Genomic DNA, 24,449 nt, shown 5'->3' on the forward strand with positions numbered 1-24,449 from the left:
GCGGCAGGCCGATGTGGGTGGTGCCGCCCTTGCCGGGGGTCACGCCCGCAACCATCTGCGTGCCGTAATCCAGCGCCGCCTGGGTGTGGAAGCTGCCGGTGGCGCCGGTCATCCCCTGGGTGATGACCTTGGTATTTTTGTTGATCAGAATGGACATTGTTCAGATCCGTTCGATGATGATGGCGGGGGCCATTCCGCCCGCCGCGCACATAGTGATGAGGCCGTAGCGACCGCCCGTCCGTTCCAGTTCGTCCAGCGCCGTGCCGATCAGCAACGCGCCGGTCGCGCCGATCGGGTGGCCCAGCGCAATCGCGCCGCCGCTCGCATTCACTTTCGCGCGGTCCATGCCAAGGTCGCGCATGAACTTTTCCGCAACCACGGCAAAGGCTTCGTTGATTTCCCAGACGTCGATGTCGGCCACGCTCAGCCCCGCGCGTTCCAGCGCCTTGCGGGCGGCGGGAACCGGGGCATTGAGCATCAGCGTCGGGCAATCGCCGACGTTGACCGCCGTCACGATCCGCCCCCGCGGGCGCCAGCCCTGCTTGTCGGCATAGTCCTTCGACGCCAGCAGCACGGCGGCCGAACCATCGACCACGCCCGAGCTGTTCCCGGCGTGGTGGATCCCGCTCCACTCCAGCCCCGGATACTTGCGCTGGATCATCTGGCGATAGGTGGTGCCGTCCTTATCGGCGGCCATGTCGGCGATCCCGTCGAAGCTCGCCTTGAGCTGGGCGAGGCCTTCGGCAGTGGTTTCGGGGCGCGGAAATTCGTCCTTCGCCAGCGCGACGCTGCCGTCGTTGTTGAGGACCGGGACCACGCTCTTGTCGAAGCGGCCCTCGTCCATCGCCACCTTGGCGCGGCGCTGGCTTTCCAGGCCCAGCGCATCGACATCGGCGCGGGTGATCCCTTCCATCGCGGCAATCGCATCGCCGCAGACGCCCTGGTGGCTGAGCGGATGAAGCGCGACGAGATCGGGGTTGCCCGCCCCCGGCCCCAGCGTCAGGTTCGCGGCGGCCTCTTCCTGGAACACGGTGGTGTGCAGGCTCATCATGTCGGTCCCGCCGCCGATCACGCAGTCTTCGAACCCGGAGGCGATCTGGCTGGCCGCGAGCGCGACCGAGGTGATCGAGCCGCCGCAAGCCCGGTCGAGCGTCATCCCGCTGGCCTTGACGTCATAGCCCGCCAGCAGCGCCGAGGTGCGGCCAAGGTTGCCGGCCTGCTTGCCCTTCTGCACGGCGGTCGACCAGACCACGTCATCGACTTCGGATGTGTTCAAATTGTTGCGCTCCTTCAGCGCCTTCAGCACCGCCGCACCCAGCGCCTGCGGGTGCAGATGGGCAAGCGAGCCCTTGCCGACCTTGCCGATGCCGCGCGGCGTGCGCACCGCGTCGATGATGTAAGCTGAACGCATGGAGCTTCGAGTCCTCTCTCGTCCGGATTGACGAATTGCGCGCGACTTATATAACTAGGTAATATAAATCAAGCCGCACGGCCGGGAGAGCAACAATGACAGGCATGGCAGGCGAGAACTGGCTTTCGCGCGAACTGGACCGGCCCCCCACCGCATTGGTGACGGGCGGCTCGGTCGGTCTTGGCCTGGCGCTGGCCAAGGAGCTGCTGGGGCACGGCTTCACCGTCTTCATCTGCGCGCGCACCCAGGCCGATCTCGATGCCGCCACGGCCGCCGAGCCGCGCTTTCACGCGGTCCGCGCCGATGTGGCCAAGGCGGACGACCGCGAGCGGGTGATGGCCTGGGTCGCCGATCAGACCGGGGGCCTGCCGCTCGACCTGCTGGTCAACAATGCCGCTATCGTGCGCGCGCATGACTATGCCAGCGCCTTCACGCTCAAGGCCGACCGCGCCGCCGACGAGATCGCGATCAACCTCGCCGCGCCGATCGAACTGGCGCGGCTGTTCCTGCTGAGCCGGATGGGCGGCGAGGACACGCCCGGCGCGATCCTCAACGTCAGCACGCCGGGCGCATTCTTCCCGCTCGATGCCAACCCGCTGTACTGTGCGACCAAGTCCGCGCTGCACATGTTCACGCTGTCGCTGCGCCGCCATCTGGCCGATAGCCCGGTGCGCGTGTTCGAAGTGTTCCCGCCCGCGCTCGACACGCGCCTTGCCGATCAGCTCGACGTGCCGAGCCAGGCGGCCAACGGACAGGAAGCGATCGATGCCGTCGCCAAGGCCACCATCGACGCGCTGCTGGCCGGGACCGAGACCATCCTGCCCCACGAACAGAGCAAGGCGCTGGTCGAACTGTTCCCGCCGCTGGAGCCAAAGCTGATCGACGCGCTCAACAAGGGCGTCTCGCGCCGCGCCGGGTGGGACCGCGAATAGGTCCGATCAGCGCGGCAGCGCGCGCGCCACGGCGGCAAGGAAGGCTGCAGGTTCTTCCAGCTGGGGCATATGGCCGCAGCCCATCAGCCGCACCAACCGGGCATGGGGGATGGCGGCGGCGAGTTCGTCGGAAGCCGCACTTGCGATCACGGCGTCCTCGCTGCCTGTGATGACCAGCGCCGGACAGGCCAGTGCGCCGATCCGGTCTGCAAACATGGGCCGGGTGGCGGCGGCAGTTTGTTCACGGGCAAAGCGTTCCACCCCGCCCGCCAGCATCATCGCTTCGACCTGGGCCAGGCAGCGCGCGCGGTTGTCACGGGCCAGGGCCGCACGGGCGAGGCGCGCGACCACGCCGGAAAAGTCGGCCTGCGCCGCCGCGACCAGCTCTGCCCGCCCCTGCCGCGCGGCATCGGTTTCGCTTCGCGCCGACGTGGAGACAAGGATCAGCCCGGCTACCCGCCCGGGCGCGGTGAGCGCGGCCTCCAGCGCGACATAGCCGCCCAGCGAATGGCCGAGCAGCACGAAGCGCTCCGGCGCGCGCGCCAACAGGCTGGCGGCCATCGCCTCAATCGAGGACCCTTCGTTGGGAAACACGTCCACGTCAGAAGAAAGGCCAGCCAGCGCCGCGCGCCAGCTGGCCTGATCTTCCAGAATGCCGGGGACGACGACGAGCGGCAGGCTCATCGTCTTCTTCCCGATCAACCGCGCGTGAAGCTGCCGCCAGCGGCAGCCTTGTCGGCCAGCAGCTTGGCCGGTTCGATGCCCATTGCGCGCAGCCCTTCGACCACCTTGGGCAGGCCCACGGTATCGGCCCAGAACATCGGCCCGCCGGTATAGACCGGCCAGTTGTAGCCCAGGATGCAGGCCACATCGATGTCGCTGGCGCGGATCGCCACGCCTTCTTCCAGCACCTTGGCGCCTTCGTTGACCACCGGATAGAGCAGGCGGGCAACAATCGCCTCGGCGCTCTGCGGCCCCTTGTTCTCGACGCCCTTGAACTTCGCGAAGTCGGCGATCACCTGCGCGGCGACCGGGCTCGGCGAGGACTGGCGCTTCTCGTCGTAGTCATAGAAGCCGCCGTTCTGCTTCTGGCCCAGACGGCCCAGCTTGACGAGATCGCCGTTCAGCGTGCGCTCGTTCGAGCCGCGCCCGATTACGTCGAGGCCGACGAGGTCGCTCATCGCGAAGGGCCCCATGGCAAAGCCATAGTCATAGAGCGCCTTGTCGATGTCCTGCGGGGTCGGGCCTTCGAGCACCAGTTCGGTGGCGGCGCGGCTGCGCGGGCTCATCACGCGGTTGGCGATGAAGCCCGGGCCGACGCGGCTGACCACCGGCACCTTGGCGATGGTCTTGGCGATCTTGAGCGCGGTCGCGAGCACCGCGTCCGAGGTCTTCGCCCCGCGCACGATTTCCAGGAGGCGCATGACGTTGGCGGGCGAGAAGAAGTGCAGGCCCACGACGCTTTCCGGGCGCGCGGTGGCGCTGGCAATCTCGTCCAGATCGAGGAACGAGGTGTTGCTGGCGAGGATCGCACCGGGCTTGGCAATGGCGTCCAGCTTGCCGAACACGTCCTTCTTGATGCCCATTTCCTCGAACACCGCCTCGATCACAAGGTCGACGTCCTTGAGCGCATCCAGTTCAAGCGCCGGGGTGAGCAGCGCCATGCGCTGTTCCACCTGCTCGGCGGTCATCCGGCCCTTGGCGGCGGTGTTCTCGTAGTTCTTGCGGATCACGCCCACGCCGCGATCGAGCGCGGCCTGGCTCATTTCCACCAGCGTCACGGGGATCCCGGCGTTGAGGAAGTTCATGGTGATGCCGCCGCCCATCGTGCCCGCGCCAATCACGCCGACCGACTTCACCGGCAGGGCTGCCGTGTCCTTGGGCAGGTCCGGCACCTTGGCGCCTTCGCGTTCGGCGAAGAAGTAATAGCGCTGGGCCGCGCTTTCGGTGCTGGTCACCAGTTCGGTGAACAGCTCGCGCTCGCGCTCTATGCCCTGTTCGAAGGGCAGCTCTGCCGCCGCTTCGATCGCCTTGACGATGTTGAACGGCGCTTTGAAGCCGCGGAACGCGCGGGCGTTCTTCTTGAGGTAATCGGCGTAAATTTCCGGCTTGCCGCGATAGGGCTCAACCTTGTCCTGACGGTCGCGCACGCGCAGCAGCGGGCCGCCTTCGGCCACCAGCTTTTGCGCAAAGGCAATCGCGTCTTCGCGCAGCTTGCCCTCTTTGGCGAGCGCGTCGATCATGCCGAGATCCAGCGCCTTCTTCGCCGCCACCGGCGCGCCGCCGGTGATGAGGTCGAGCGCGGCGGGAATGCCGACGATGCGCGGCAGGCGCTGCGTGCCGCCAGCGCCCGGCAGCAGGCCGAGCGCGACTTCGGGCAGGCCGACCTTGGCCGAGGGCACCGCGATGCGGTAGTGGCAGATCAGCGCCAGTTCATAGCCGCCGCCCAGCGCCGTACCGTGGATCGCGGCGACGACCGGCTTGGTCCCGCTTTCGATGATGTCGAAAACGTCCTGCAGGTTCGGACCGCCCATGTTCTTGCCGAATTCGGAAATGTCCGCGCCCGCGATAAAGGTGCGGCCCGCACAGATCAGCACGATCGCCTTGACGTTGTCATCGGCGGCGAACTGGCGGAAGCCTTCGTCGAGCGCCTTGCGGGTGTGGACGCTCAGCGCGTTCACGGGGGGATAGTCGATGGTAAGGATGCCGATGCCGTCGATGACTTCGGTGGTGCCGACCTGGCTCATGTCTGTCTTCCCTCTCCAGCCGCGTGTTCAGGCGGCAATTCGTTCAATGATGATGGCCGGGGCCATGCCACCGAAGGCGCACATCGTCACCAGTGCATAGCGCCCGCCCGAGCGTTCCAGTTCATCCAGCGCCATGCCGATCAGGATCGAACCCGTCGCCCCGATCGGATGGCCCAGCGCAATGGCGCCGCCGTTGATGTTGACCTTGGCCCGGTCGATCCCGAGGTCGCGGATCGCCTTTTCGGTGACCACGGCAAAGGCCTCGTTGATTTCCCAGACGTCGATGTCCGCCACGGTGAGGCCCGCGCGTTCCAGCGCCTTCTTCGCGGCCGGCACCGGCGCGTTGAGGATCAGCGTCGGGCAGTCCCCGGCATTGACCGCCGTGACGATCCGCGCGCGCGGCTTCCAACCGTTGTCCTTGAGAGCCGCCTCCGAGGCCAGCAGCAGCGCCGCCGAACCATCGACCACGCCCGAAGACGTGCCGACATGGTGGACCGGCTCCCACGTGAGATCGGGATACTTGCGCTCGATCATCGCCCGCATGGTCGTGCCATCCGGCGCGGCGGCGACCTGTTCCATCGCGACGAAGGCAGGCTTCAACGCGGCAAGCGTCTCCGCCGTGGTTTCGGGGCGCGGGTATTCGTCGTGATCGAGCGCCAGGCTGCCGTCGCGGTTATGGACGGGCACAAGGCTGCCCGCGAACCGCCCGGCATCGATTGCCGCCTTGGCGCGGCGCTGGCTTTCCACCCCCAGCGCCTCAAGCGCGGCGCGGGAAATGCCCTCCATCGCGGCGATGGCATCGGCGGCCACGCCCACGGCGGAAATCGGGTGTTCCTGATAGAGGTCGTAGTTCCCGCGCGCGCGGCCCAGCGTGGCAAGCGGCGTGCCGACTTCCCAGCTGTCGGCCTCGGCGTGGTGGCTCATCATCTCGGTCCCGCCGGCGATGACCACGTCCTCGAACCCGGCCATGATCTGCCCGGCGGCAAAGCCGACGCTGGTGATCCCGCCACCGCAGAAGCGGTCGAGCGTCACGCCGCTGGCCTGATTGTCATAGCCGGCCCACAGCGCCGAGAGGCGGCCAAGGTCGCCCCCCTGCTTGCCGCGCTGCTGGCTGCACGACCAGACGATATCGTCAACCTTGGCGGTATCGAGCGCGTTGCGTGTCGCGATCGCGCGCAGCACGGCCGCGCCCAGATCCTGCGGGTGCAGGTGCGCAAGCGCACCCTTCCCCAGCTTGCCGATCCCGCGCGGCGTGCGCACTGCATCGACGATATAGGCTTCGGCCATGATGGCGTCCTTTCAGTAAGGAAAAACTGGCTTTCAGCGGCTCAGCGCGGGGCCATGCGGATCGCGCCGTCGAGACGGATCGCCTGCCCGTTGAAGTACGAGTTGCGCACCAGCTCCATGGCGAGGCTCGCGAATTCCTCGGGCTTGCCAAGGCGCTTGGGGAACGGAACCGAGGCGTTGAGGCCGTCGAGCACTTTTTCGGGCAGGCGGCCAAGCAGCGGCGTGCCGAAGATGCCGGGCATGATCGCGTTGACGCGGATGCCAAGGTCCATCAGGTCGCGCGCCATCGGCAGGACGAGGCCGTTGACCCCGGCCTTGGCCGAACCATAGGCGACCTGGCCAATCTGCGCGTCCTGCGCCGCGACCGATGCGGTCATGATGATCGTGCCGCGTTCGCCGTCTTCGAGCGGCTCGAGGCTGCCCATGCCCAGCGCCGAGAGCGAGGCCACGCGGTAGGAGGCCACCAGGATGCCGAGGATCGCGAATTCATAGTCGCTGGTCGGGAAGCGGACGAGTTCGCCCGTTTCCTTGTTGCGGCCCACGGTCTTGCCCTTGCGGTTGGCCATGGCGCAGTGGACGCAGATGCGCTCCTGCCCGTGGGCGGCGCGGGCCTTGGCGAAGCCGGCAACGACCGAGTCTTCGTCCATGATGTCGACCTTGCAGAACAGGCCGCCGATCGAATTGGCGACTTCCTGGCCCAGTTCCTCGTTAAGGTCGAAGATCGCGACCTTGACGCCGGCGGCGGCCAGCGCCTCGGCGGTGGCGCGGCCCAGGCCCGAAGCGCCCCCGGTCACGACTGCGGCAGTGGTATTGTCAATTTTCATGGGCTCTCTCTCCTCAGGCCAGCAGGCCGGTCAGGCGCTGGCGAATGATGGCTTCGGCATCGGCGACGATGCGCTTGATCAGGACTTCGCAGGTCGGGATGTCGTGGATCAGGCCCTGGATCATCCCGGCCCAGAACACGCCCTTGGACAGGTCCCCGGTTTCGAGCATTTCGCGGCCCGCCGCCCCGGCGACGAGTTCCTTGACGTCGTCGAAAGTCGCACCCGGAATGGCAAGGCGGCGCGCGACTTCTTCCGAAACGGCGCTGCGCCCGACGCGGGCGGTGTTCTTCAGGCTGCGGAAGATCAGCACGCTGCCGCGCTCGTCATTGTCCAAGTAGGCCTGCTTGACGTTCTCGTGGATCGGCGCTTCGACCGTGGCGCAGAAGCGCGTGCCCATGTTGATGCCTTCCGCGCCCAGCGCCAGCGCGGCGGCAAGCCCGCGCCCGTCACCGAACCCGCCCGAGGCGAGCAGCGGAATCTTCACCTTGTCAGCCGCCGCCGGGATCAGGATCAGGCCCGGAATGTCGTCTTCACCCGGATGTCCGGCGCATTCGAAGCCGTCGATGCTGATCACGTCCACACCCGCCTTTTCAGCCGATACGGCGTGGCGGACGGCGGTGCACTTGTGCAGGATCTTGATGCCGTGGGGCTTCAGCATTTCCCAGATTTCGCGCACGGCGGGCGTCCCGGCGGTTTCCACCACCTTGATCCCGCCGTCGATGATCGCCTGGGCATAAGCCTTGTAATCGGGCGCGTTGATCGTGGGGAACACGGTCATGTTCACGCCAAAGGGCTTGTCGGTCATGCCCCGGCAGCGCTCGATTTCGGCGCTGAGCGCCGCAGGCGTCGGCTGGGTCAGCGCGGTCAGGATGCCAAGGCCCCCGGCGTTCGACACGGCCGAGGCCATTTCGGCCACGCCCACGCCCTGCATGCCGCCCTGGACAATCGGATGCTCGATTTCGAGCAGCTCGGTAATGCGAGTCTTGAATGCCATTTCTTGCCCTCTCCTCAGGCCGGAATCTGGTTGAACGGAATTCCTTTGTCCGGGCGATGATCCTGCGGCAAGCCCAGAATCTTCCCGGCAATGGTGTTGAGCAACATTTCATCCGCCCCGCCCGCGAACAGGCGGAAATCAGCCTCCCGGCGCGTTTCTGCAGCGATGGCCTGTTGGCCCTCGTCATACAGGATTGACATAACCGCCATCCCTATCCCAAAAGCCGGTCCAGTTATATAACTAGGTAATATACATCAAGCACCGATTGAGTCCCTCGCGGATTCCATCGGAACGGGCCTTCGGGCCTGGGAGGTTGCGAATGCCGAAGGCCGGTTCCGGGCCTCGCTCAGCGCGGGGCAAAATGCCCTTGCGCTGCAAGATCGCGGCGCAATTCGGCCTTCTGCACCTTGCCGCTGGGGGTGCGGGGAAATTCCTCCACCACGACCAGCAGTTCGGGCGTCTTCTGCCGCGCGACCCCGATGGCACGGAACGCCGCATCGATCGATTCGATGCTGACCTCGGCGCTGCCATCCAGCGTGACGACCGCGCAGATCCGCTCGCCCAGCCGCGCATCGGGCGCGCCGATCGCGGCGGCCTCGCGCACGCCGGGCACGGTCAGCAGCAGCTCCTCGACCTCGCGGCTGGAGACGTTTTCACCGCCGCGAATGATGATGTCCTTCTTGCGGTCGGTGATCGCCAGGAACCCTTCGGGATCGAGGCGGCCGATATCGCCCGTCAGGAACCAGCCGCCGGTGAGGAAGCTCGCCTCGTTGAGCGCCGGATCGGTATAGCCGGTAAAGCGTTCGGCCCCGCGCACCGCCACTTCGCCTTCGCTGCCCGCCGGCAGGTCGGCCCCGAAATCGTCGACGATCCGCACCTCGACGCCGGGATTGGGGCGGCCATCGGTATTGAGCCGCTTGTCCAGCGGATCGCCCGGCCCGCACTGGCTGACAGTGGGCATTTCGGTCGAGCCGTAGCACCGGCAGCAACGGATCCCCATCGCCTCGCTCGCGGCAACCAGCGCGGGCGGCACGGTGGTCGCCCCGATCAGGAACTGACTGAAGCTGGTGATGTCGCGCCCGTCCCGGCTTGCGGCTTCCATCAGGCCCGAGAGGTGGAATGGCGTGCCCGACATCTGCCGCACCTTGAAGCGTTCGACCAGCTCGGCGGCAAGGGCAGCATCCCACGCCTCGAGGATCACCATCGGGCGGCCGAGCAGGGCGTGGCCCATCACCCCCAGCGTCCCCGCGATATGGCCCGAGGGCCAGGGCGAAAGCCCATAGTCATCGGCCGGTCCATCTCGCCGCTGGGCATTGAGTTCGGCCAGCAGGCTGCGCGAGGTGTGGCGCACGCCCTTGGGCGCAGCCGTGGTGCCCGAGGTGTAGAGCAACAGCGCGCGGGCGCCCGGATCGACGGTGATTTCGGGCAGATCCCCCTGCGGCAGATCGGCGAGGCGCAGCATGCCCTCCGGCACGGTCTCACCCATTACGATCCGGTGCTGCAAGGCGGGCAGTTCGGGCAGCCGCGCCAGCCGGTCGAGGTAGTCGATGTTGCGCCATTTATCCGGCACGATCAGCGCCTTGGCACCGCTGTCGCGCAGGATGTGCGCCAGCTCGTGCGGGCCATAGATGTGGACGATCGGCAGCAGCGTGCAGCCCAGCATGGCGGCGGCCTGAAACAGGACCGCGTTTTCAAGGCCATTGGGCAGCTGCATCGCGATGGTATCGCCCGGCCGCAGCCCCAGCGCGTGGAACGATCCGGCCAGCGCCAGACCCTGCGCATGAACCTCGCCCAGGCTGGTCACGCGCTCGCCCTCGGCGCCGAAGAAGTGCAGCGGGGAGTGCGAACGCTCCCGCGCGGCCCGCGCCATCGCTTCGGCCAGCGAAACGTCCTGCCACAGCCCCAGCGCACGCCAGTTCGCTTCCAGTTCGACCGGCATCGCGCTTGCCACCTCAACCATTTACCGCCTCCCACACGTGTATGTGCGTGCGAGGGTGGGACGCGCATTGACGCCGCGTCAACACCGGAGATCTGAACCGATGGATATCCAGTTTTCACCCGAAGAGCAGCGCTTTCGCGAGGAATGTCGCGACTGGCTGCACGCCAATGTCCCGGCCGAACGCCGCCCGATGGACGCGGCCGACGCGATCGCCTTTGACAAGGCGTGGCAGCGCCGCCTGTTCGACGCGGGCTGGGCCGGGATCAACTGGCCGAAGGAATACGGCGGGCGCGGGCTGTCGATCGTCCAGCAGGTGATCTGGCTGGAGGAATACGCGCGTGCCCACGCCCCGTGGATCGGCGCGAACTTCGTGGGCATCAACCACGGCGGGCCGACCCTGATCATCAACGCCAGCGAGGCGCAGAAGGAATACCACCTGCCCCGGATCCTGCGCGGCGATGCGATCTGGTGCCAGGGCTTTTCCGAACCCGGCGCGGGCAGCGATCTGGCTGGGATCAAGACCCGCGGGCGGATCGAGGGCGACGAACTGGTGGTGAGCGGCTCCAAGATCTGGACCAGCTTTGCCCACGTGGCCGATTGGCAGGAACTGGTGCTGCGCACCGAGGATGGCTCAACGCGGCACAAGGGCCTGTCGTGGGTGATCTGCCCGATGCACGCGCCCGGAATCGAAGTGCGCCCGATCCGCAAGATGTCGGGCCAGGTCGAATTCGCGCAGGTGTTCTATGACGATGTGCGCATTCCGCTGGAAAACGTGGTCGGCGGGCTCGGCAACGGCTGGAAGGTCGCCATGTCGACGCTCAGCTTCGAGCGCGGCACCGGGTTCATCGCTGATCAGGTGAAGCAATCGCAGGAAGTCGAGGAACTGCTCGAACGGGCGCGCAGCACCGGTGCGATCAAGGATGACCGGATCGCCGGGGAACTGGCCCAGATGCGCGTGGAAGTCGCGGCGCTGCGGGCGATGACCTATCGCAACATTTCCCAAGTGGTGCGCACCGGCCAGCCCGGCGCGGAAAGCTCGGTCATCCGGCTGTTCACGTCCGAACTCGGCCAGCGGCTCGAACGCATGGCGCTCTTGCTGGCGGGCGAGGAAATCCTCGACTTCCGCTATGGCGACGACGACCTCGTGGCCGATTACCTGCGCGGGTTCGCCGCAACCATTGCTGGCGGCACCGCCCAGATCCAGCGCGACATCATCGGCGAGCGCCTGCTCGGCCTGCCAAAATCGAGGTAAGATCCATGGACCTCACGCTAGACACCGAACAGGAAGCCTTCCTCGCCGCCACCACCGACTGGTGCCGGGACAATATGCCGCTGGAACAGGCGCGCAGCCGCCCGGCGGGCCTGTGGGCCGAACTCGAAGCCATGGGCTGGACCGGGATGACCGCGCCCGGCATGGACCTCTCCCACGCGACCGAGGCGCTGGTCTTTGCCGAACTGGGCCGCCACATCGCCCCCATCGGCCTGATCCCGACGGCCGTGGCCGCGCGGTGGTCCGTCCATCCGGGCAAGACCGCGCTGGCCCTGCTTGACCGCCATGTCGAAGGCGGGCGGCTGCGGCTGTTCGATCCCGAAGGGGCGAGCCAGGCGCTGGGCCTCGTCGGCAACTTCGCCGCCACCACGGCGCTGCCGGCAGACCTTGGCGGCGCGCCCGGGCTCGATCCCTCGGCGCACCTGGCGCACCTCGATCCCGTCCCGCCGTTCGAGGCGCTGGGCGATCCGCGCGCGGCGCTGCACCTGCAATTGCTCGCCGCCGCCTACGCCCTTGGCTGCGCCGATGCCGCGCGCGACATGGCGGCCGAATATGCCAAGGTGCGCGAGCAGTTCGACCGCCCGATCGGCTGGTTCCAGGCCCTGAAGCACATTTGCGCCGATATGGCGGTGCGCTGCGCCGTGGCGCGCTCGCAGCTGATTTTTGCAGCCTGCGCACTGGATGCGGGGCAGGATGACGCCGCCTTCCACATCGCCGCCGCCAAGCAGCTCGCCGATCAGGCCGCCATCGAGAACGGCCGCGCCAACGTGCAGGTCCACGGCGGGATCGGCATGACCGACGAAGCCTATCCGCACTTCTGCCTGAAGCGCGCCCACCTGCTGTCATTCATCGCGCCCGTTCGGCGCGAGATCATTCTTGGAGAAGCCGCATGAGCGACAAGGTTCTGTACGAGGTCGTGGACGGAGTGGGCGTGATCACGCTCAACCGCCCGGAAGTCCACAACGCCATGGATGACGAGGCCGCGCACCTCTACAAGGAAGCGCTCGACCGCGCGCTCGAGGATGACGCCGTGCGCGCCGTGCTGCTGCAAGGCGCGGGCAAGTCGTTCTGCTCGGGCCGCGACACCACCATGCTCGGCCACCGCGCCAAGGACGAAAGCGACTATCACTTCGTCCTGCGCCACCAGCAAAAGCGCTTGGCCGTTCTCGACAGCCCCAAGCCGTTCATCGCCGCGCTGAAGGGCGCGGTGATCGGCGGCGGGTGCGAAACCGCCCTGGCCTGCGACATTCGCGTGTCCGACACCACGCTCAAGATGGCGCTGCCGGAAATCCATTACGGGATCCTGCCCGATACCGGCGGTACCCAGTTGATGACCGCGCTGATCGGCCCCAGCCGCACCAAGTACATCGTGATGACGGGCGATCGGATCGACGCGCAGACCGCGCTGGAATGGGGCGCGGTCGATTTCGTCGTCGCACCGGAAGAGCTCGACGCCAAGGCGCTGGAGATCGCGAAGAAGATCGCCGCCAAGCCGCCAATCGCCCTCGCCATGGCCAAGACCATGGTCGACCAGGCCCATGCCGGCGCGGTGCGCAACGGCATCGCCCAGGAACTGCTGGCCCAGACCGCGCTGTTCAAGACCGAAGACTATGCCGAGGCCCGCGCCGCGCTGCGCGAAAAACGCCAACCCGTTTACAAGGGAAAGTAAGATGACCGACACCTACAAGGGCCTGCGCCGCGCCCCGGCCAAGGGCCTCAGGATGTTGCCCGAAGGCACCTTTGCCAATGACGTCGCGATCATCACCGGCGGCGGCTCGGGCATCGGCAAGGGCATTGCCGCCGAATTCGGACGGCTGGGCGGCGCGGTCGCGATTGCCAGCCGCGACCCGGAAAAGCGCGCGCGCGGCATCGCGGCGGTCGAGGAAGCAGGCGGGCGCGCCATCGGCGTACAGCTCGACGTGCGCGATCCCGCCGCGGTCAAGGCCTGCTTCGACGAAGTGGAAGACCAGCTTGGCCCGGTCACCCAGCTGATCAACAACGCCGCCGGGAACCTGGCCGGGGCGTCCGAGGATTTCAGCCTCAACGCCTGGCGCGCGGTCACCTCGATCGTGCTCGACGGCACCTGGATCTGCTCGACCGAATTCGCGCGGCGGCGGATCGAGGACGGGATCGGCGGCTCGATCCTCAACATCGGGGCAACCTATTCGTGGACCGGCGGCCCCGGCACCTCGCCCTCGGCGGCGGCCAAGGCGGGGGTGACTAACCTCACGCAGAGCCTCGCGGTGGAATGGGCGCCCTATGACATCCGCGTGAACTGCATCGCGCCGGGGCTGTTCCCCCACCAGGATCGCGCCGCGCACCTGCGCTTTGCCGATGGCAACGACCTTGAGGGTCGCCAGCCGGCCCTACGCACCGGCGAAGTCCATGAACTGGGCTGGGCAGCGGCCTATCTCTGCTCGGACTATGCGGCGTTCTGCTCGGGCCACACCTTTGTGCTCGACGGCGCGAACTGGCTGCGGCGGAGCCTCAGGATGCCCGAATTCCAGCCCGTGCGCGAATGGCTGCCCAAACGGGAGAAGTAAGCCAGCAGCCCCGCCTCCCGAGGGGGCGGGGTCAGCCGATCACTTTCTGCTCGCGGTAGCTGGCGATCTCCGCATCCGAGAAGCCCAGTTCGCGCATAATCTCGTCCGTGTGCTGGCCGATGGCGGGGGCGGCCTGGCGGAACACCACCGGCACATCGCCAAAGTGCCAGTAGGCGCCCGGCTGCTCGACCGTGCCGTAGAGCGGCTGCTCCAGCACCGAAATCAGGTTCAGTTCGCGGTTGAGCGGATTGGCGAAGAACTGCTCTTCGGCAGCCTCGAAAGTCACGTGATCGCACGGCACGCCTGCGGCCTCGAGCTTAGCCACCAGATCGGCGGCGCTGTGCCGGGCGGCAGCGGCGGTGAAACCCGCCTCATCCTCGCCCAGCACGCTGCGCAGCGCGGCGCGGCGCGGCTCGGTACGGGCCGCCACCGCAACCCACTTGCCGTCCTGGCATTCGAAGATGCGGTGGTAGGGCGAAAACCCGGTCTGGTCCTTGTCAAGATGATAGGTTTCGGCCAGGCTGCCATCGGGCAGGATCAGCGTTTCGCCCTGGGTCATCGCCGAGATGCCGAGCAGCGAGGTTTGCGTGGTATAGCCGCGCTGGCCCGAACGCTTGGCATAGAGCGAGGCCATCAGTTCAACCAACGCGCTCTGCGCCGAGGAGACGTCCATCGTGCCGGGGCGGTTGAAGATCGGCTTGTTGCCTTCGCCCGCGTTTTCGAACTCCCACCCGGCGATCGCGTTGAAGATCGAATCGTAACCCGGCCAGTTGCCGCGCGTGCCGCGCTGACCATAGGCGCTGACATAGTTGAACGCGACGTCGGGATTGTGCGCGCGGATGCCTTCTTCCGATAGGCCCAGCTTCGCCGCGCCCTTGAAGCGCATGTTGTGGTGCACCGCTTCGGCCCACTTCAGCAGGCGGGCGAGGATCGGCTGCGCTTCGGGCTTGGTCAGGTCCACGGCAATGCTGCGCTTCGAGCGCGAGGCCGCCTGGTAATAGCGGTGCATGAAGCGGATCCGGTCGCCGGTCAGCGCTTCGACCTTGATGATGTCGGCACCCATGTCGCCCATCATCGAGGGGCCCATGGGACCTGCCAGGAACATCCCGAAATCGAGCACCCGCACTCCGGCCAGTACTTCGGCGGGCTGGCCGCCCGCGCCAACCTTGGCGGGCGGCGGCGTCCAGTCGGCATCGCCGCCCTCGCCAAGGCGCGGTGCGGGGCGCGGCGCGGGCAGGCTTGCGTCGGAGTGGAACGGCACGTTGGGCTGAACGGTCTTGCCCAGCAGCGGGTCTTCGATCTCCACCGCGTAGCCGTTGGCGAGGACTTCGGGATGGCTCAGCATCCCGCCCAGCGGATAGGCCGGCTCAGCGGCAATGTCGTCGGCGCGCAGGTCCGCCAGCCAGCGTTCCAGCGGGCGGCGCTTGAAAGCCTCGATCTTGCCTTCCTCGGTGTCGATCTCGACGCCTTCGGCCAGAACCTCCCACATCGTGGGCATGTTGGCGTAATCGTATTGGCGGGGCGGGTCCATGATCTGCAGCCAGTCACCACCCTGGCATTCGTAAAGCTGTATCCCAATCGACCGCGGCCCGAGCGGGTGCGGCGGATTGTTGGGCATGGGCCCGGCCGAATTGCGCGCCCAGATCAGCGAGAGCATGACCATGTGGCCCTGGAACAGCGAGGTATGCGCCGCCCCGCCCTGGCCCGATTGCAGCCGCGCGACGAGCCGGGCAAGAATCCCCGCCGCCGCCAGATGCGCCGCCGACCACGATCCGGCGTTGAACCGCCAGACGATCGGCCCGGCACGGTAGCCATCGTTCTCGTAGAGTGCGCCGAACCGCGCGGCGACGAGCAGTTCGTCGTCCGAGCGTTCGACGTCAGGGTGATTGTGGGGGCTGCCGGTAATCCCGCAAACCACCAGGCGCGGATACTTCAGGCCAAGCGCCGCATCGTCCAGCCCCAGCGCCTTGGCGCGCGACGGGGTGAACTGGTGCAGCAGCACGTCCGCCCCGGCCAGCCGCGCTTCAAGCTGGGCGAGCCCTGCGGCGCTGTCCAGATCGAGTTTCAGGCTACGCTTGCCGCGGTTCCAGTTGGCGAAGGTCGCCTGGCCGCGCGCGGGATCGCCGCCCGGCCGCTCGACCTTGAGCACATCGGCCCCCAGCGCGCCGAGCATCAGCCCGGCGACCTGGACGGCCTGCCCCTCGCCAATCTCGACGATCCGCAGCTCGTTCAACATGGCGTGCGCGTCCCTATGCCTTGCGGAAGTTGGGCAGCACCCAGCCGTCCTGGATCTCGGTCCATTCGACCGTGACCTTCATCCCGATGTGGACGTCCTCGGCGTTGCAACCGGTGACGTTGGCATTGAGCCGCGCGCCTGGCGCGCCATCGAGATCGACCACGACGGGGACATAGATGTAGTCCTCGCCGTTCGCCGGGTTCTTGTTACAAACGACATAGCTGAACACCGTGCCGGTGCCCGGCAGCGCCGGCCAGTTCACATCCTGGCTCGAACATTCGGGGCAATAGGGCGACGGCGGCATGCGGAAATGGCCGCAGCTGCCGCACTGGCAGGCAGTCAGCTTATGCTCCTTCGCCGCTTCCCAGAAGGGTTCGGTGTTGGGATTGGTGGTGATGCGAATCTGCTGGCCGGGCAGGAGCAGCGCGGGGCCGTACTTGATGGGCTCGCTCATATCAGGCGCTCCTCAGGATCAGACTGGACACGGGAAGTGAAGCGGGGCCGCCCGAAACGAGCGCGAATTCCGCATCCTTCACCTGGTTGATCGCGGTGCCGCGCACCTGCTCGACACCCTCGACGATGTGGGTCATGCCGATGATGTAGGCCTCGTTGAGGTTGCCCCCGTGGGTGTTGACCGGCACGCCGCCGTTCACGCCCTTGCCGGTTGCCGCGTCATAACGGATCTTGCCGGAGAGCACGTAATCATTGCCCTCACCCTTTTCGCAGAAGCCGTAGTCTTCCAGCTGCATCAGCACCATCGGGCTGAAGTGGTCATAGATCAGCGCGACGTCCATGTCCTTGGCCGACAAGCCCGACTGCGCCCAGATCCGGTCGGCGGTGAACTTGTGGCCCGAACTGGCGAAATGCGGATCGGGCATGCCCATCCAGGCGAAGGCCCGGCCCCATTCGCGCTGCCCGCCGTGGGCGCAGGCGTGGACGACCGCGGGCTTGTGGCGGCAGTCCTTCGCGCGGTCCATGGTGGTGGTGATCACCGCCACCGCGCCATCGGTTTCGAGGCAGAAGTCGAGCCGCCGCAGCGGATCGGCCAGCATCACCGAGGCATCGTATTCTTCCTTGGTCAGCGGTGCCTTGCGCACTGCCTTGGGTCGGTTGTGGGTGTTGGCGCGGGTGGCCATCACCACTTCGCCAAAGGCATCCTGGGTGGTGCCGTAAAGGTGCATGTGCCGCCGGGTCAGCATCGACATGAGATGTCCCGGGCCGACCAGCCCGGACGGCTGCAGGAAGCTGTTTTCCGGATTGGGCGCGGCCGATCCGAACACCACGCCAAGGCGGTGCTGGGGCAGCTGCTGCAGCGCCATCAGCGTGACGACATACTTGCAATCCTCGTTCATCAAGCCCGCCGTGGCGAGCCCGATCGCGCCGGGGCAGCCGCCCCCGCCGCTGGTCAGCGTGGCCGAGAACGAGATGTTCGGCATGCCCAGCGTTTCCATCAGGCTGGCGGTATCGAACTTGTCGAGATAGCCCGCGCCCGCCGTGGAATAATAGGCGAAGCCATCGATGTCCTTCACCGAAATCCCGGCATCGGCGCAAGCTTTCAGGATCGCCTCGCCCGCCATGTCGTTGATCGTGCGCGGCCAGCTTTTGCCGCGGACGTAATAGTCCGTGGCGCCGATCCCGACGATCGCTGTCTTGTCCTGATTTGCCCAGGCCATCCGTGGTCCTCTCGTTCGAATCTGGTTCAATAGTTATATAACTAGGTTCGATAGGACCGCGTCAAGCCCCTGTCCAGTCACAGTGTCAGGCAAAATGCAGGCGGCGATACTTGCCCCGGAAATAGAGCAGCGGATCGCGGCGCGGCTCGAACCCGGCGCGCACCACTTCACCCACCAGGATGAAGTGATCGCCGCCATCGTGGACCGCATGACGCTTGCACTCGAACGCGACCAGCGACCCGTCGAGCAGCGGCACGCCGGTTTCGCCCGGCGCCCAGGGGGTCGCGGCAAAACGGTCTTCGCCCTTGCCGGCAAAGCGGTTCGAGGTTTGCTGCTGGCTGGTCTGGAGCACGTTGACTCCGAAGTGCATGGCCTCGCGCAGCACCGGCGCGGTCCCGGCGGTGTTGGCGATGCAGACCAGCAACAGCGGCGGATCGAGGCTGACCGAGGTAAAGCTGTTCGCCGTCAGGCCCACCGGAGTGCCGCCGGGATCGAGCGCGGTGACGATGGTGATCCCGGTGGCAAAGCAGCCCATCGCATCGCGCAGGGTGCGGGCATCCGATCCGGCGCGAAATTCGGTCGCGGCGCGGGCCTGCTTGCGGTCAAGGAAGTCGAGCAGCAGCGACAGGAACGCCTCGGTCCGGTCAGTCACGACCAGCAGGTCGGCATCCTCGACCGTCACCGTCTCGGCATTCGGCAGTGCCGCATCGAATGCATCGCTCGCCCCGGACTGCTTGATCCATGACAGCCCGCCACGTACCACCAGTGTCGGCAGGGCGAGGCGCGGCGCGGCATCCATCAGACGGCCCGCGATGTCGTCCAGCGGGAAAGCTCCCAAAGTGCGCGGATCCCAGGCAGGCGATCCTTCGTCCAGCCGTTCGCGCAAGCGGGCGGAAATCTCTCCAGCCAGCGCGGGATCGGTCTCCACCGGCATGTCGACCAGCACCAGCGCGGCGGCAAGGTTTGCGGCATCGTCGGCCAGCGCCGCCGCCGCGATCCAGCCCCCCAGCGTGGCCGCAACCACCACCGGGCGCGATCCCATCTGCGCCAGCACGGCGCGCAGGTCTTCGACATGAGCGGCGAAGTCATAACGCGCATCGACGGGCCATTCGCTGCCGCCGTGGCCCCGCAGATCGAGGCTGACAACGCGCCGGCCCGACTGGACCAGCGCATCAGCCACATCATTCCACACGGCGCGGGTCTGGCCCGCCCCATGGACCAGCAGGATCGCCGGATCGTTCGCCTCGCCGCGAACCTCGGCTTCGAGGCGGGTGCCCCCAAAGCCCTTGAAGCTGATTGTTTCCATCATTCTCCCCGTACGGCATCTTGCGCCGCTTCGATCCATCCCGCCATCGCGGCCGAGCGCCGCCGCATCATCAGGCGGGCAACGTCGCCATCGCGTTCAAGGATCGCATCAACCAACCCGTGCTGCAGCTTGCGGGCCAGTTCGCGCTGCTCGGCGGTGCGATAGAGCGCCATGCCCTGTTCCTGCATTCCGAACGAATAGCCGATCGCCATGACCAGCTCGATCGCCGGATTGCCGCTCATCCGCGACACCAGCTGGGCCATTTCGGCCTCGGCCTCGATCAAGGCCGCAGGGGTATCGGCCGCGTCGATCCTGCCTGAAAACCGGCGCAGCGCCGCGCGGTCGAGCTCGTTTTCGCTGGCGCAGGCGAGCATCGCGGCCTCTTCGGCCACCAGCTTGCTGACCGCCATGATATCGAGCAGGGTCGCGCCCTTGAGCCGCAAATAGCGCGCCAGGGTGCGGATCGCGTCGTTGGCATCGGGGCGGCTGGCATAGAAGCCCCCGCGAATGCCCCGCCGAACCGAGATCAGGCGGTCGTTCTCGGCGATCTTGGCGGCCTGACGGAGGGTCGGACGGCTGACGCCCAGGCGGTGCAGCAGTTCATCCTCCGCCCCGATGAAGTCGCCGTCGTCATGCTCAAGACTGAGCTTGGAAAGTTCGCGCGCGGTGCGCGCAACCAGCGTTTCCGCGTGTCCGACCTGCTGCATGACGCCTCCTTAACAGCTATCTCTTTATGGCATTCCTAGCATTAAGTCCAGCCTCAGGCTTGCGCTGACTTATATAACTAGGTATCTTTTCATCATAACGAATTCGAATCGGGAGATCCCACATGAAGCCTTTCGTATTCAGCGCGGACAGCCATGTCCTTGAACCGCCGACGATTTTCCTCGACGGACTGCCCGCCAGCCTCAAGCGCCACGCGATTCACAGCCGCAAGGAAGGCGATTTTCTCATCACCGGCACCGAGGACAAGGTGATCTACCGCCTGCGCGTGGGCCAGCACCGCGAAAAGGCGCTTGGCGACAATGAACGCCGCGGGATCCGCGAAATCGCCGGCCGGCTCGAGGACATGGAACTGGAAGGCATCGACGCCGAGATCTGCTTCCCCAGCCTCGGCCTGTGGCTCTACGCGCTCGACAACCCGGAAGCCGAAGCGGCCTCTGCGCGGCTTTACAACGACTGGAACAACGAATTCCTCGGCTCCAACCCCAGCCGCTTCGTGCGCTGCGGGATGCTGCCTGTGCTCGATTTCTCGAACACCGTGGCGGAACTGGAATACCTCGCCTCCAAGGGCTTCACCGCCGCGATGCTGCCCGCCGTGACGCCGCCGGGAATGCCCAAGTACAACGACGCGGGCTGGGACGTGGTCTTCGCCAAGGGCGCGCAGCTGGGCATCGTCTTCGTGATGCACACCGGCACCGGCCTTGAAACCGTGGTGATCGAACGCGGCCCCGGCGCCGGGATCATCAACTACACCAACCAGATGACCGATGCGCAGCAGAGCGTGATGTACCTGGTTGCGGGCGGCGTGCTCGATCGCAATCCGGGGGCCAAGATTGCCTTTATCGAAAGCGGCGCAAGCTGGCTGGTCGCGCTGGCCGAGCGCATGGACGAGGTCGAGGAAGCCCATTCGAACTTCGTATTCCCCAAGCTGTCGCGCCGCTGCAGCCAGATCATCGACGATCAGGTCTGGGCCAGCTTCCAGCACGACCGCGCCTGCATCACCGCTGCCGCGGCTGGCCTGCCGGGCGCGAAGAACGTGATGTGGGGTTCGGACTATCCCCACGCCGAAGGCACTTTCCCGATCAGCCGCCGGATCGTCGACGATCTGTTCGAGGGCCTGGGCGTCAGCGACGAAGTGCGCCGCGACGTGCTGGGCCTCAACGCCTCGCGCCTGTTCCGGATCGAACCCAAGGTCCAGACCAGCGCCGCGCTGGCAGCCTGACCTCAAGCATTCCCAAGGAGCATTTCGATCATGGTTTCTCTCGGTCTCTCAAGCGAGCAGCAGGCCATGATCGACAGCGTCGGCGGAGCGCTGGCCTCACGGGGTGAGCGTTCCGCCGACAGCGTGCTCGAGGAACTCGGCATCGAGGCGCTGCTCGGCGAGGGCGGTTCGCTGCTCGATGCCGCGCTGGTGGCCGAAGCGGCGGGCCGCGAGGGCGTGCTGGCCTTTCCGGGCAAGCGCATTCTTGTCGCCGCCAGTTGCGTCGGCATGGCCCAGCGCGCGCTTGATGAGGCCGCCGCCTATGCCTGCGAAAGGCAGGTGTTCGGCCGCGCGATCGGCGAATACCAGGGCGTCGCCCACACCCTTGCCAATGCCGCGACCGAAGTGGACGCCGCGCGCCTGATGGCCTGGCGCGCGATTGCCGCGCGCGCCGAAGGGCTGGGCGATGCCGCCCTGCTCGATACCCAGGCGTTCTGGTGGGCGGCGCGCGCCTGCCCGCTGGCGATCAAGAATTCCATGCGCGTGTTCGGCGGCTATGGCGTGAGCGAGGATTCGCCGCTCCCCGCGCTCTACCGCAATGCCCGCGCGGCGCTCTACGCCGATGGCGATCCAGACCGGGTGCTGACCGCGCCGCTGCCCCACCTTTCGGCCATCGAACCCGTCTCGATGAGCTTTACCCAGGACGCAGAGGCCGACGAATGGGAAGCGCGCACCCGCCGCTTCCTGGCCGAAAACTTCACCGACGAGCACAAGCGCGCCTTTGCCGCCGCGCTCGACAATCACCTGCCCGAACTGCACCTGAAGCTGGCCGCGGCAGGCCTGCTGTTCCCCGACTGGCCGGCCGAATGGGGCGGATCGGGCGCGGGGGCCATCGCCACCTCGGCCGTCCACCGTGTGCTGACCCGGGCGGGCTGGCCGATTTCGGTGCTGGTCGTCTCGGACTCGATCGGCAAGCTGCTGATGATGTTCGGCACCGAGGAAGCCAAGGCCGAGATCCTGCCGCGCCTGGCGCGCGGCGAGGCGCTGGCCTGCCTCGGCCTGTCCGAGCCTTCGGGCGGATCCGACGTGTTCGGGGCAAAAACCCGCGCCGAGCATGACGGCACGCGCTGGATCGCCAACGGGCAAAAGGTCTTCACCACCAGCGCGCACCGCGCCGACTATGTCCTGCTGCTGACCCGCACCGAAGGCGGCCTCACGCTGTTCGTCGCCCCACTCCCCGTGCCGGGAGAAGGCGGCTTCGACCTCGCCCCGGTCCAGACCTTCGCGGGCGAGCGCACCAACATCACCTTCTATTCCGATTTCGCCATCGAAGATCGCTATCTGCTCGGCGTGGCCGGCAAGGGCGCCAAGGTGCTCGCGGCGACGATGACGCTGGAACACAACCAGGGCGACTATTACCTCGGTGCGATGGGCCTGGTGCAGGAAGAACTGCGCCACGATCTCACCCGGATCATGGCCCTGCCCGGCATGGCCGAGAACGCAGCGGCGATCCGCCATTCGTTGGCCCGCTTCGATGCCCATGTCGCCGCGCTCGAATGCCTGTCGGTTCGCGCGATCTGGGCCGGGCACGCGGGCCAGTCGCAGCGCTGGTACGGGCCGATGTGCAAGTTGTTCGGCACCGAAAGCTGGGCGGCGTGCTGCGCCGAGCTGGTCGAACGCTTTGCCCCCTATTCGCTGCAGGGTGAAATTCCGGCGCTGGCAGCCGTGGAATCCGAGGCGCGCAGCGGGATCCAGGCGACGATCTATGGCGGCACCAGCGAAGTGCAGCGCAGCGTCATCGCGGAAACCGCGCTGGGCCTCCCGCGCAGCCGTTAGAAGTATCTGTAAATCGTGGCCATTGCCATATTGCTCGCTATTTTTTGACATCCGTCAAATTAAATAGATACCTCTTTTGGCATTCTCTCTTTGCAGGCAGCGAGCCCGAAGGATTCGCGCCGGACAAACCTTGGAGGAATGCCATGACGGACAAGATTCGCCCCTTCGTGTTCAGCTGCGATGCCCACGTGGCCGAGCCGCCAGACCTGTTCCTGAAGGCGATGCCCAGCCACCTGCAGCAATATGCGATCCATTCCGAAGCGGACGGCGACGTGCGCATCACCCGGATCGGCGAGCAGGTGATCCTCAAGATCAACACCAACTTCCACCAGCACAAGACTGGCGAGGGCGATGCCGCTTTCAACGCGCAGGCCGCCGGCGGCAGCGCGGACCGTTCGTGCACCGATGCGAGTGACAACTTCGTGTCCGATTGCGCGGTCGACACCAAGCGCCGCGGCGCGCGCGACCTTGAACTGCGCCTGACCGACATGGACCGCGACGGCGTGGACGCCGAACTGGTGTTCCCCTCGCTCGGCCTGATGCTGCCGCGCATCGGCGACGTCGAGGCCCAGGCCGAAGCCTGCCGGATCTGGAACGATTGGGCCTGGGACTATACCGCGCCGGTGCGCGACCGCCTGATCCCCGCCGCAATGATCCCCTGCATCGATTTCGACGCGGCGCTGGCCGAATGCCAGCGCACCGCCACCAAGGGCTTTGCCGCGTTCTGCCTGTGGGAAGGCCTCAACAACTACAACGACCCGCGCTGGGATCCGATCTTCGCGCTGGCGGCTGACCTTGGCATCCCACTGGTGTTCCACACCGGCGTGGGTGACATCAACATCCGCGCCCTCAAGGGGCCGGGCGGCGCGCTGTTCAACTATACCCGCCAGATGAACGACGCGGTCGACGTGATCACCCAGCTGGTCGCTGGCGGCGTACTCGATCGCAATCCGGGTGCGCACATCCTGTTCGCCGAGCACAGCGCCGGTTGGCTTTGGGGCCTGGCCGAGCGGATGGACGAAGTCTATAACGGCCACGCCCCCTCGATCAGCCCCAAGCTGTCGCGCCTGCCCAGCCAGATCGTGCGCGACCAGGTGCACCTTGCGCTGCAGAACGATGGCAATTCCTCGATGGCGATCCGCAAGGGCGTCGGAATCGACGCGCTGCTCTTCGCCACCGACTACCCGCACGCCGAAGGGACCTTCCCCTTCTCGAAGCAGGTGATCGACAAGCTGGCCCAGGACAATCCCGACGTTTCCACCGACGAACTCGTCGCCGTGCTGGGCGGGAATGCCGCCAAGCTGTTCAAGCGCGCCAACCTGCAAGGCGCGGTCGACACCCGCCGCAAGGAACTGGCCGTGGCCTGATCGCCGCGCGCCTCACGACCTTTCTCCCCAACTGCCCCGCCGGATCACTCCCCGGCGGGGCATTTTTTGCGCGCGGCGAAGGGTGCCGGTCGATCCTGGACGATGGCACGAAAAAAGGGGGAGGACCCTGCGGTCCTCCCCCTCAAGATCTGGCCGGTTA

General features: G+C 66.8%; 21 protein-coding genes and 1 pseudogene. 8 read left to right on the forward strand and 14 right to left on the reverse strand.

Annotated elements, in window-relative coordinates; translation table 11 throughout:
- Positions 1-157 (reverse strand): annotated as a pseudogene (locus ACE3SN_RS01100) (succinate--CoA ligase subunit alpha); the annotation flags it as partial.
- 3 nt (positions 158-160) lie between these two features.
- Positions 161-1,411 carry an acetyl-CoA C-acetyltransferase gene (locus ACE3SN_RS01105; RefSeq protein WP_374526893.1) on the reverse strand — a complete coding sequence of 417 codons (1,251 nt, stop codon included), beginning with the start codon at positions 1,409-1,411 and terminating at the stop codon, positions 161-163.
- Between the two features lie 95 nt (positions 1,412-1,506).
- Between ACE3SN_RS01105 and ACE3SN_RS01110 the strand changes: the two genes are divergently transcribed.
- Positions 1,507-2,343: an SDR family NAD(P)-dependent oxidoreductase gene (locus tag ACE3SN_RS01110; protein ID WP_374526894.1), complete on the forward strand. Its 837-nt coding sequence runs from the start codon at positions 1,507-1,509 to the stop codon at positions 2,341-2,343.
- Positions 2,344-2,349: 6 nt separating this feature from the next.
- On the opposite strand, the gene ACE3SN_RS01115 is transcribed toward ACE3SN_RS01110, so the two are convergent.
- From ACE3SN_RS01115 to ACE3SN_RS01145, 7 genes are all read right to left on the reverse strand, one after another.
- Positions 2,350-3,027 carry an alpha/beta fold hydrolase gene (locus ACE3SN_RS01115; protein WP_374526895.1) on the reverse strand — a complete coding sequence of 226 codons (678 nt, stop codon included), beginning with the start codon at positions 3,025-3,027 and terminating at the stop codon, positions 2,350-2,352.
- A gap of 14 nt (positions 3,028-3,041) precedes the next feature.
- Positions 3,042-5,090, reverse strand: a complete 2,049-nt coding sequence (locus ACE3SN_RS01120; RefSeq protein WP_374526896.1) for a 3-hydroxyacyl-CoA dehydrogenase NAD-binding domain-containing protein — start codon at positions 5,088-5,090, stop codon at positions 3,042-3,044.
- 27 nt (positions 5,091-5,117) lie between these two features.
- Positions 5,118-6,377 (reverse strand): acetyl-CoA C-acetyltransferase, encoded by a 1,260-nt coding sequence (locus ACE3SN_RS01125; protein ID WP_374526897.1) that lies wholly within the window; start codon positions 6,375-6,377, stop codon positions 5,118-5,120.
- A 41-nt stretch (positions 6,378-6,418) separates the two neighbouring features.
- Positions 6,419-7,201: an SDR family oxidoreductase gene (locus ACE3SN_RS01130; protein WP_374526898.1), complete on the reverse strand. Its 783-nt coding sequence runs from the start codon at positions 7,199-7,201 to the stop codon at positions 6,419-6,421.
- A 13-nt stretch (positions 7,202-7,214) separates the two neighbouring features.
- The gene (locus ACE3SN_RS01135; RefSeq protein ID WP_374526899.1) at positions 7,215-8,195 is read right to left on the reverse strand and encodes an NAD(P)H-dependent flavin oxidoreductase; all 981 of its coding nucleotides are present in this window, start codon (positions 8,193-8,195) and stop codon (positions 7,215-7,217) included.
- Between the two features lie 14 nt (positions 8,196-8,209).
- The gene (locus tag ACE3SN_RS01140) at positions 8,210-8,395 is read right to left on the reverse strand and encodes a hypothetical protein (RefSeq protein WP_374526900.1); all 186 of its coding nucleotides are present in this window, start codon (positions 8,393-8,395) and stop codon (positions 8,210-8,212) included.
- Between the two features lie 146 nt (positions 8,396-8,541).
- Complete coding sequence (locus ACE3SN_RS01145) at positions 8,542-10,155, reverse strand: AMP-binding protein (RefSeq protein WP_374526901.1); 1,614 nt, start codon at positions 10,153-10,155, stop codon at positions 8,542-8,544.
- A 79-nt stretch (positions 10,156-10,234) separates the two neighbouring features.
- Between ACE3SN_RS01145 and ACE3SN_RS01150 the strand changes: the two genes are divergently transcribed.
- Genes ACE3SN_RS01150 through ACE3SN_RS01165 form a run of 4 tightly spaced genes read left to right on the forward strand, consistent with a single transcriptional unit; the run spans position 10,235 to position 13,947 of the window.
- Positions 10,235-11,386 (forward strand): acyl-CoA dehydrogenase family protein, encoded by a 1,152-nt coding sequence (locus ACE3SN_RS01150; RefSeq protein ID WP_374526902.1) that lies wholly within the window; start codon positions 10,235-10,237, stop codon positions 11,384-11,386.
- Between the two features lie 5 nt (positions 11,387-11,391).
- A complete protein-coding gene (locus tag ACE3SN_RS01155; protein WP_374526903.1) occupies positions 11,392-12,297 on the forward strand; it encodes an acyl-CoA dehydrogenase family protein in 906 nt (301 codons plus the stop codon).
- Entirely contained in the window at positions 12,294-13,073 is a 780-nt protein-coding gene (locus tag ACE3SN_RS01160; RefSeq protein WP_374526904.1) for an enoyl-CoA hydratase/isomerase family protein, read from the forward strand. Before ACE3SN_RS01155 ends, ACE3SN_RS01160 begins: the two co-directional genes overlap by 4 nt.
- Before the next feature lies 1 nt (position 13,074).
- Positions 13,075-13,947, forward strand: a complete 873-nt coding sequence (locus ACE3SN_RS01165; protein WP_374526905.1) for an SDR family oxidoreductase — start codon at positions 13,075-13,077, stop codon at positions 13,945-13,947.
- A 31-nt stretch (positions 13,948-13,978) separates the two neighbouring features.
- On the opposite strand, the gene ACE3SN_RS01170 is transcribed toward ACE3SN_RS01165, so the two are convergent.
- The 5 genes from ACE3SN_RS01170 to ACE3SN_RS01190 all read right to left on the reverse strand — a co-directional run bounded on the left by ACE3SN_RS01170 (position 13,979) and on the right by ACE3SN_RS01190 (position 19,869).
- Entirely contained in the window at positions 13,979-16,183 is a 2,205-nt protein-coding gene (locus ACE3SN_RS01170) for a CoA transferase (protein WP_374526906.1), read from the reverse strand.
- A 13-nt stretch (positions 16,184-16,196) separates the two neighbouring features.
- On the reverse strand, positions 16,197-16,637 hold the full coding sequence (locus tag ACE3SN_RS01175; protein ID WP_374526907.1) for a Zn-ribbon domain-containing OB-fold protein: 441 nt from the start codon (positions 16,635-16,637) through the stop codon (positions 16,197-16,199).
- Between the two features lies 1 nt (position 16,638).
- On the reverse strand, positions 16,639-17,856 hold the full coding sequence (locus tag ACE3SN_RS01180; protein WP_374526908.1) for a thiolase: 1,218 nt from the start codon (positions 17,854-17,856) through the stop codon (positions 16,639-16,641).
- 85 nt (positions 17,857-17,941) lie between these two features.
- Positions 17,942-19,165, reverse strand: coding sequence for an alpha/beta fold hydrolase (locus tag ACE3SN_RS01185; RefSeq protein ID WP_374526909.1), 1,224 nt, complete (start codon positions 19,163-19,165; stop codon positions 17,942-17,944).
- On the reverse strand, positions 19,162-19,869 hold the full coding sequence (locus ACE3SN_RS01190) for a FadR/GntR family transcriptional regulator (RefSeq protein ID WP_374526910.1): 708 nt from the start codon (positions 19,867-19,869) through the stop codon (positions 19,162-19,164). Before ACE3SN_RS01190 ends, ACE3SN_RS01185 begins: the two co-directional genes overlap by 4 nt.
- Positions 19,870-19,991: 122 nt before the next feature.
- Between ACE3SN_RS01190 and ACE3SN_RS01195 the strand changes: the two genes are divergently transcribed.
- The 3 genes from ACE3SN_RS01195 to ACE3SN_RS01205 all read left to right on the forward strand — a co-directional run bounded on the left by ACE3SN_RS01195 (position 19,992) and on the right by ACE3SN_RS01205 (position 24,289).
- The gene (locus ACE3SN_RS01195; protein WP_374526911.1) at positions 19,992-21,107 is read left to right on the forward strand and encodes an amidohydrolase family protein; all 1,116 of its coding nucleotides are present in this window, start codon (positions 19,992-19,994) and stop codon (positions 21,105-21,107) included.
- Between the two features lie 30 nt (positions 21,108-21,137).
- Positions 21,138-22,922, forward strand: a complete 1,785-nt coding sequence (locus tag ACE3SN_RS01200; RefSeq protein WP_374526912.1) for an acyl-CoA dehydrogenase family protein — start codon at positions 21,138-21,140, stop codon at positions 22,920-22,922.
- A gap of 143 nt (positions 22,923-23,065) precedes the next feature.
- Positions 23,066-24,289 (forward strand): amidohydrolase family protein, encoded by a 1,224-nt coding sequence (locus ACE3SN_RS01205; protein WP_374526913.1) that lies wholly within the window; start codon positions 23,066-23,068, stop codon positions 24,287-24,289.
- Positions 24,290-24,449 lie beyond the last annotated feature (160 nt).

The sequence above is a fragment of the Novosphingobium sp. genome (genome assembly GCF_041915465.1).
Lineage (GTDB): Bacteria > Pseudomonadota > Alphaproteobacteria > Sphingomonadales > Sphingomonadaceae > Novosphingobium.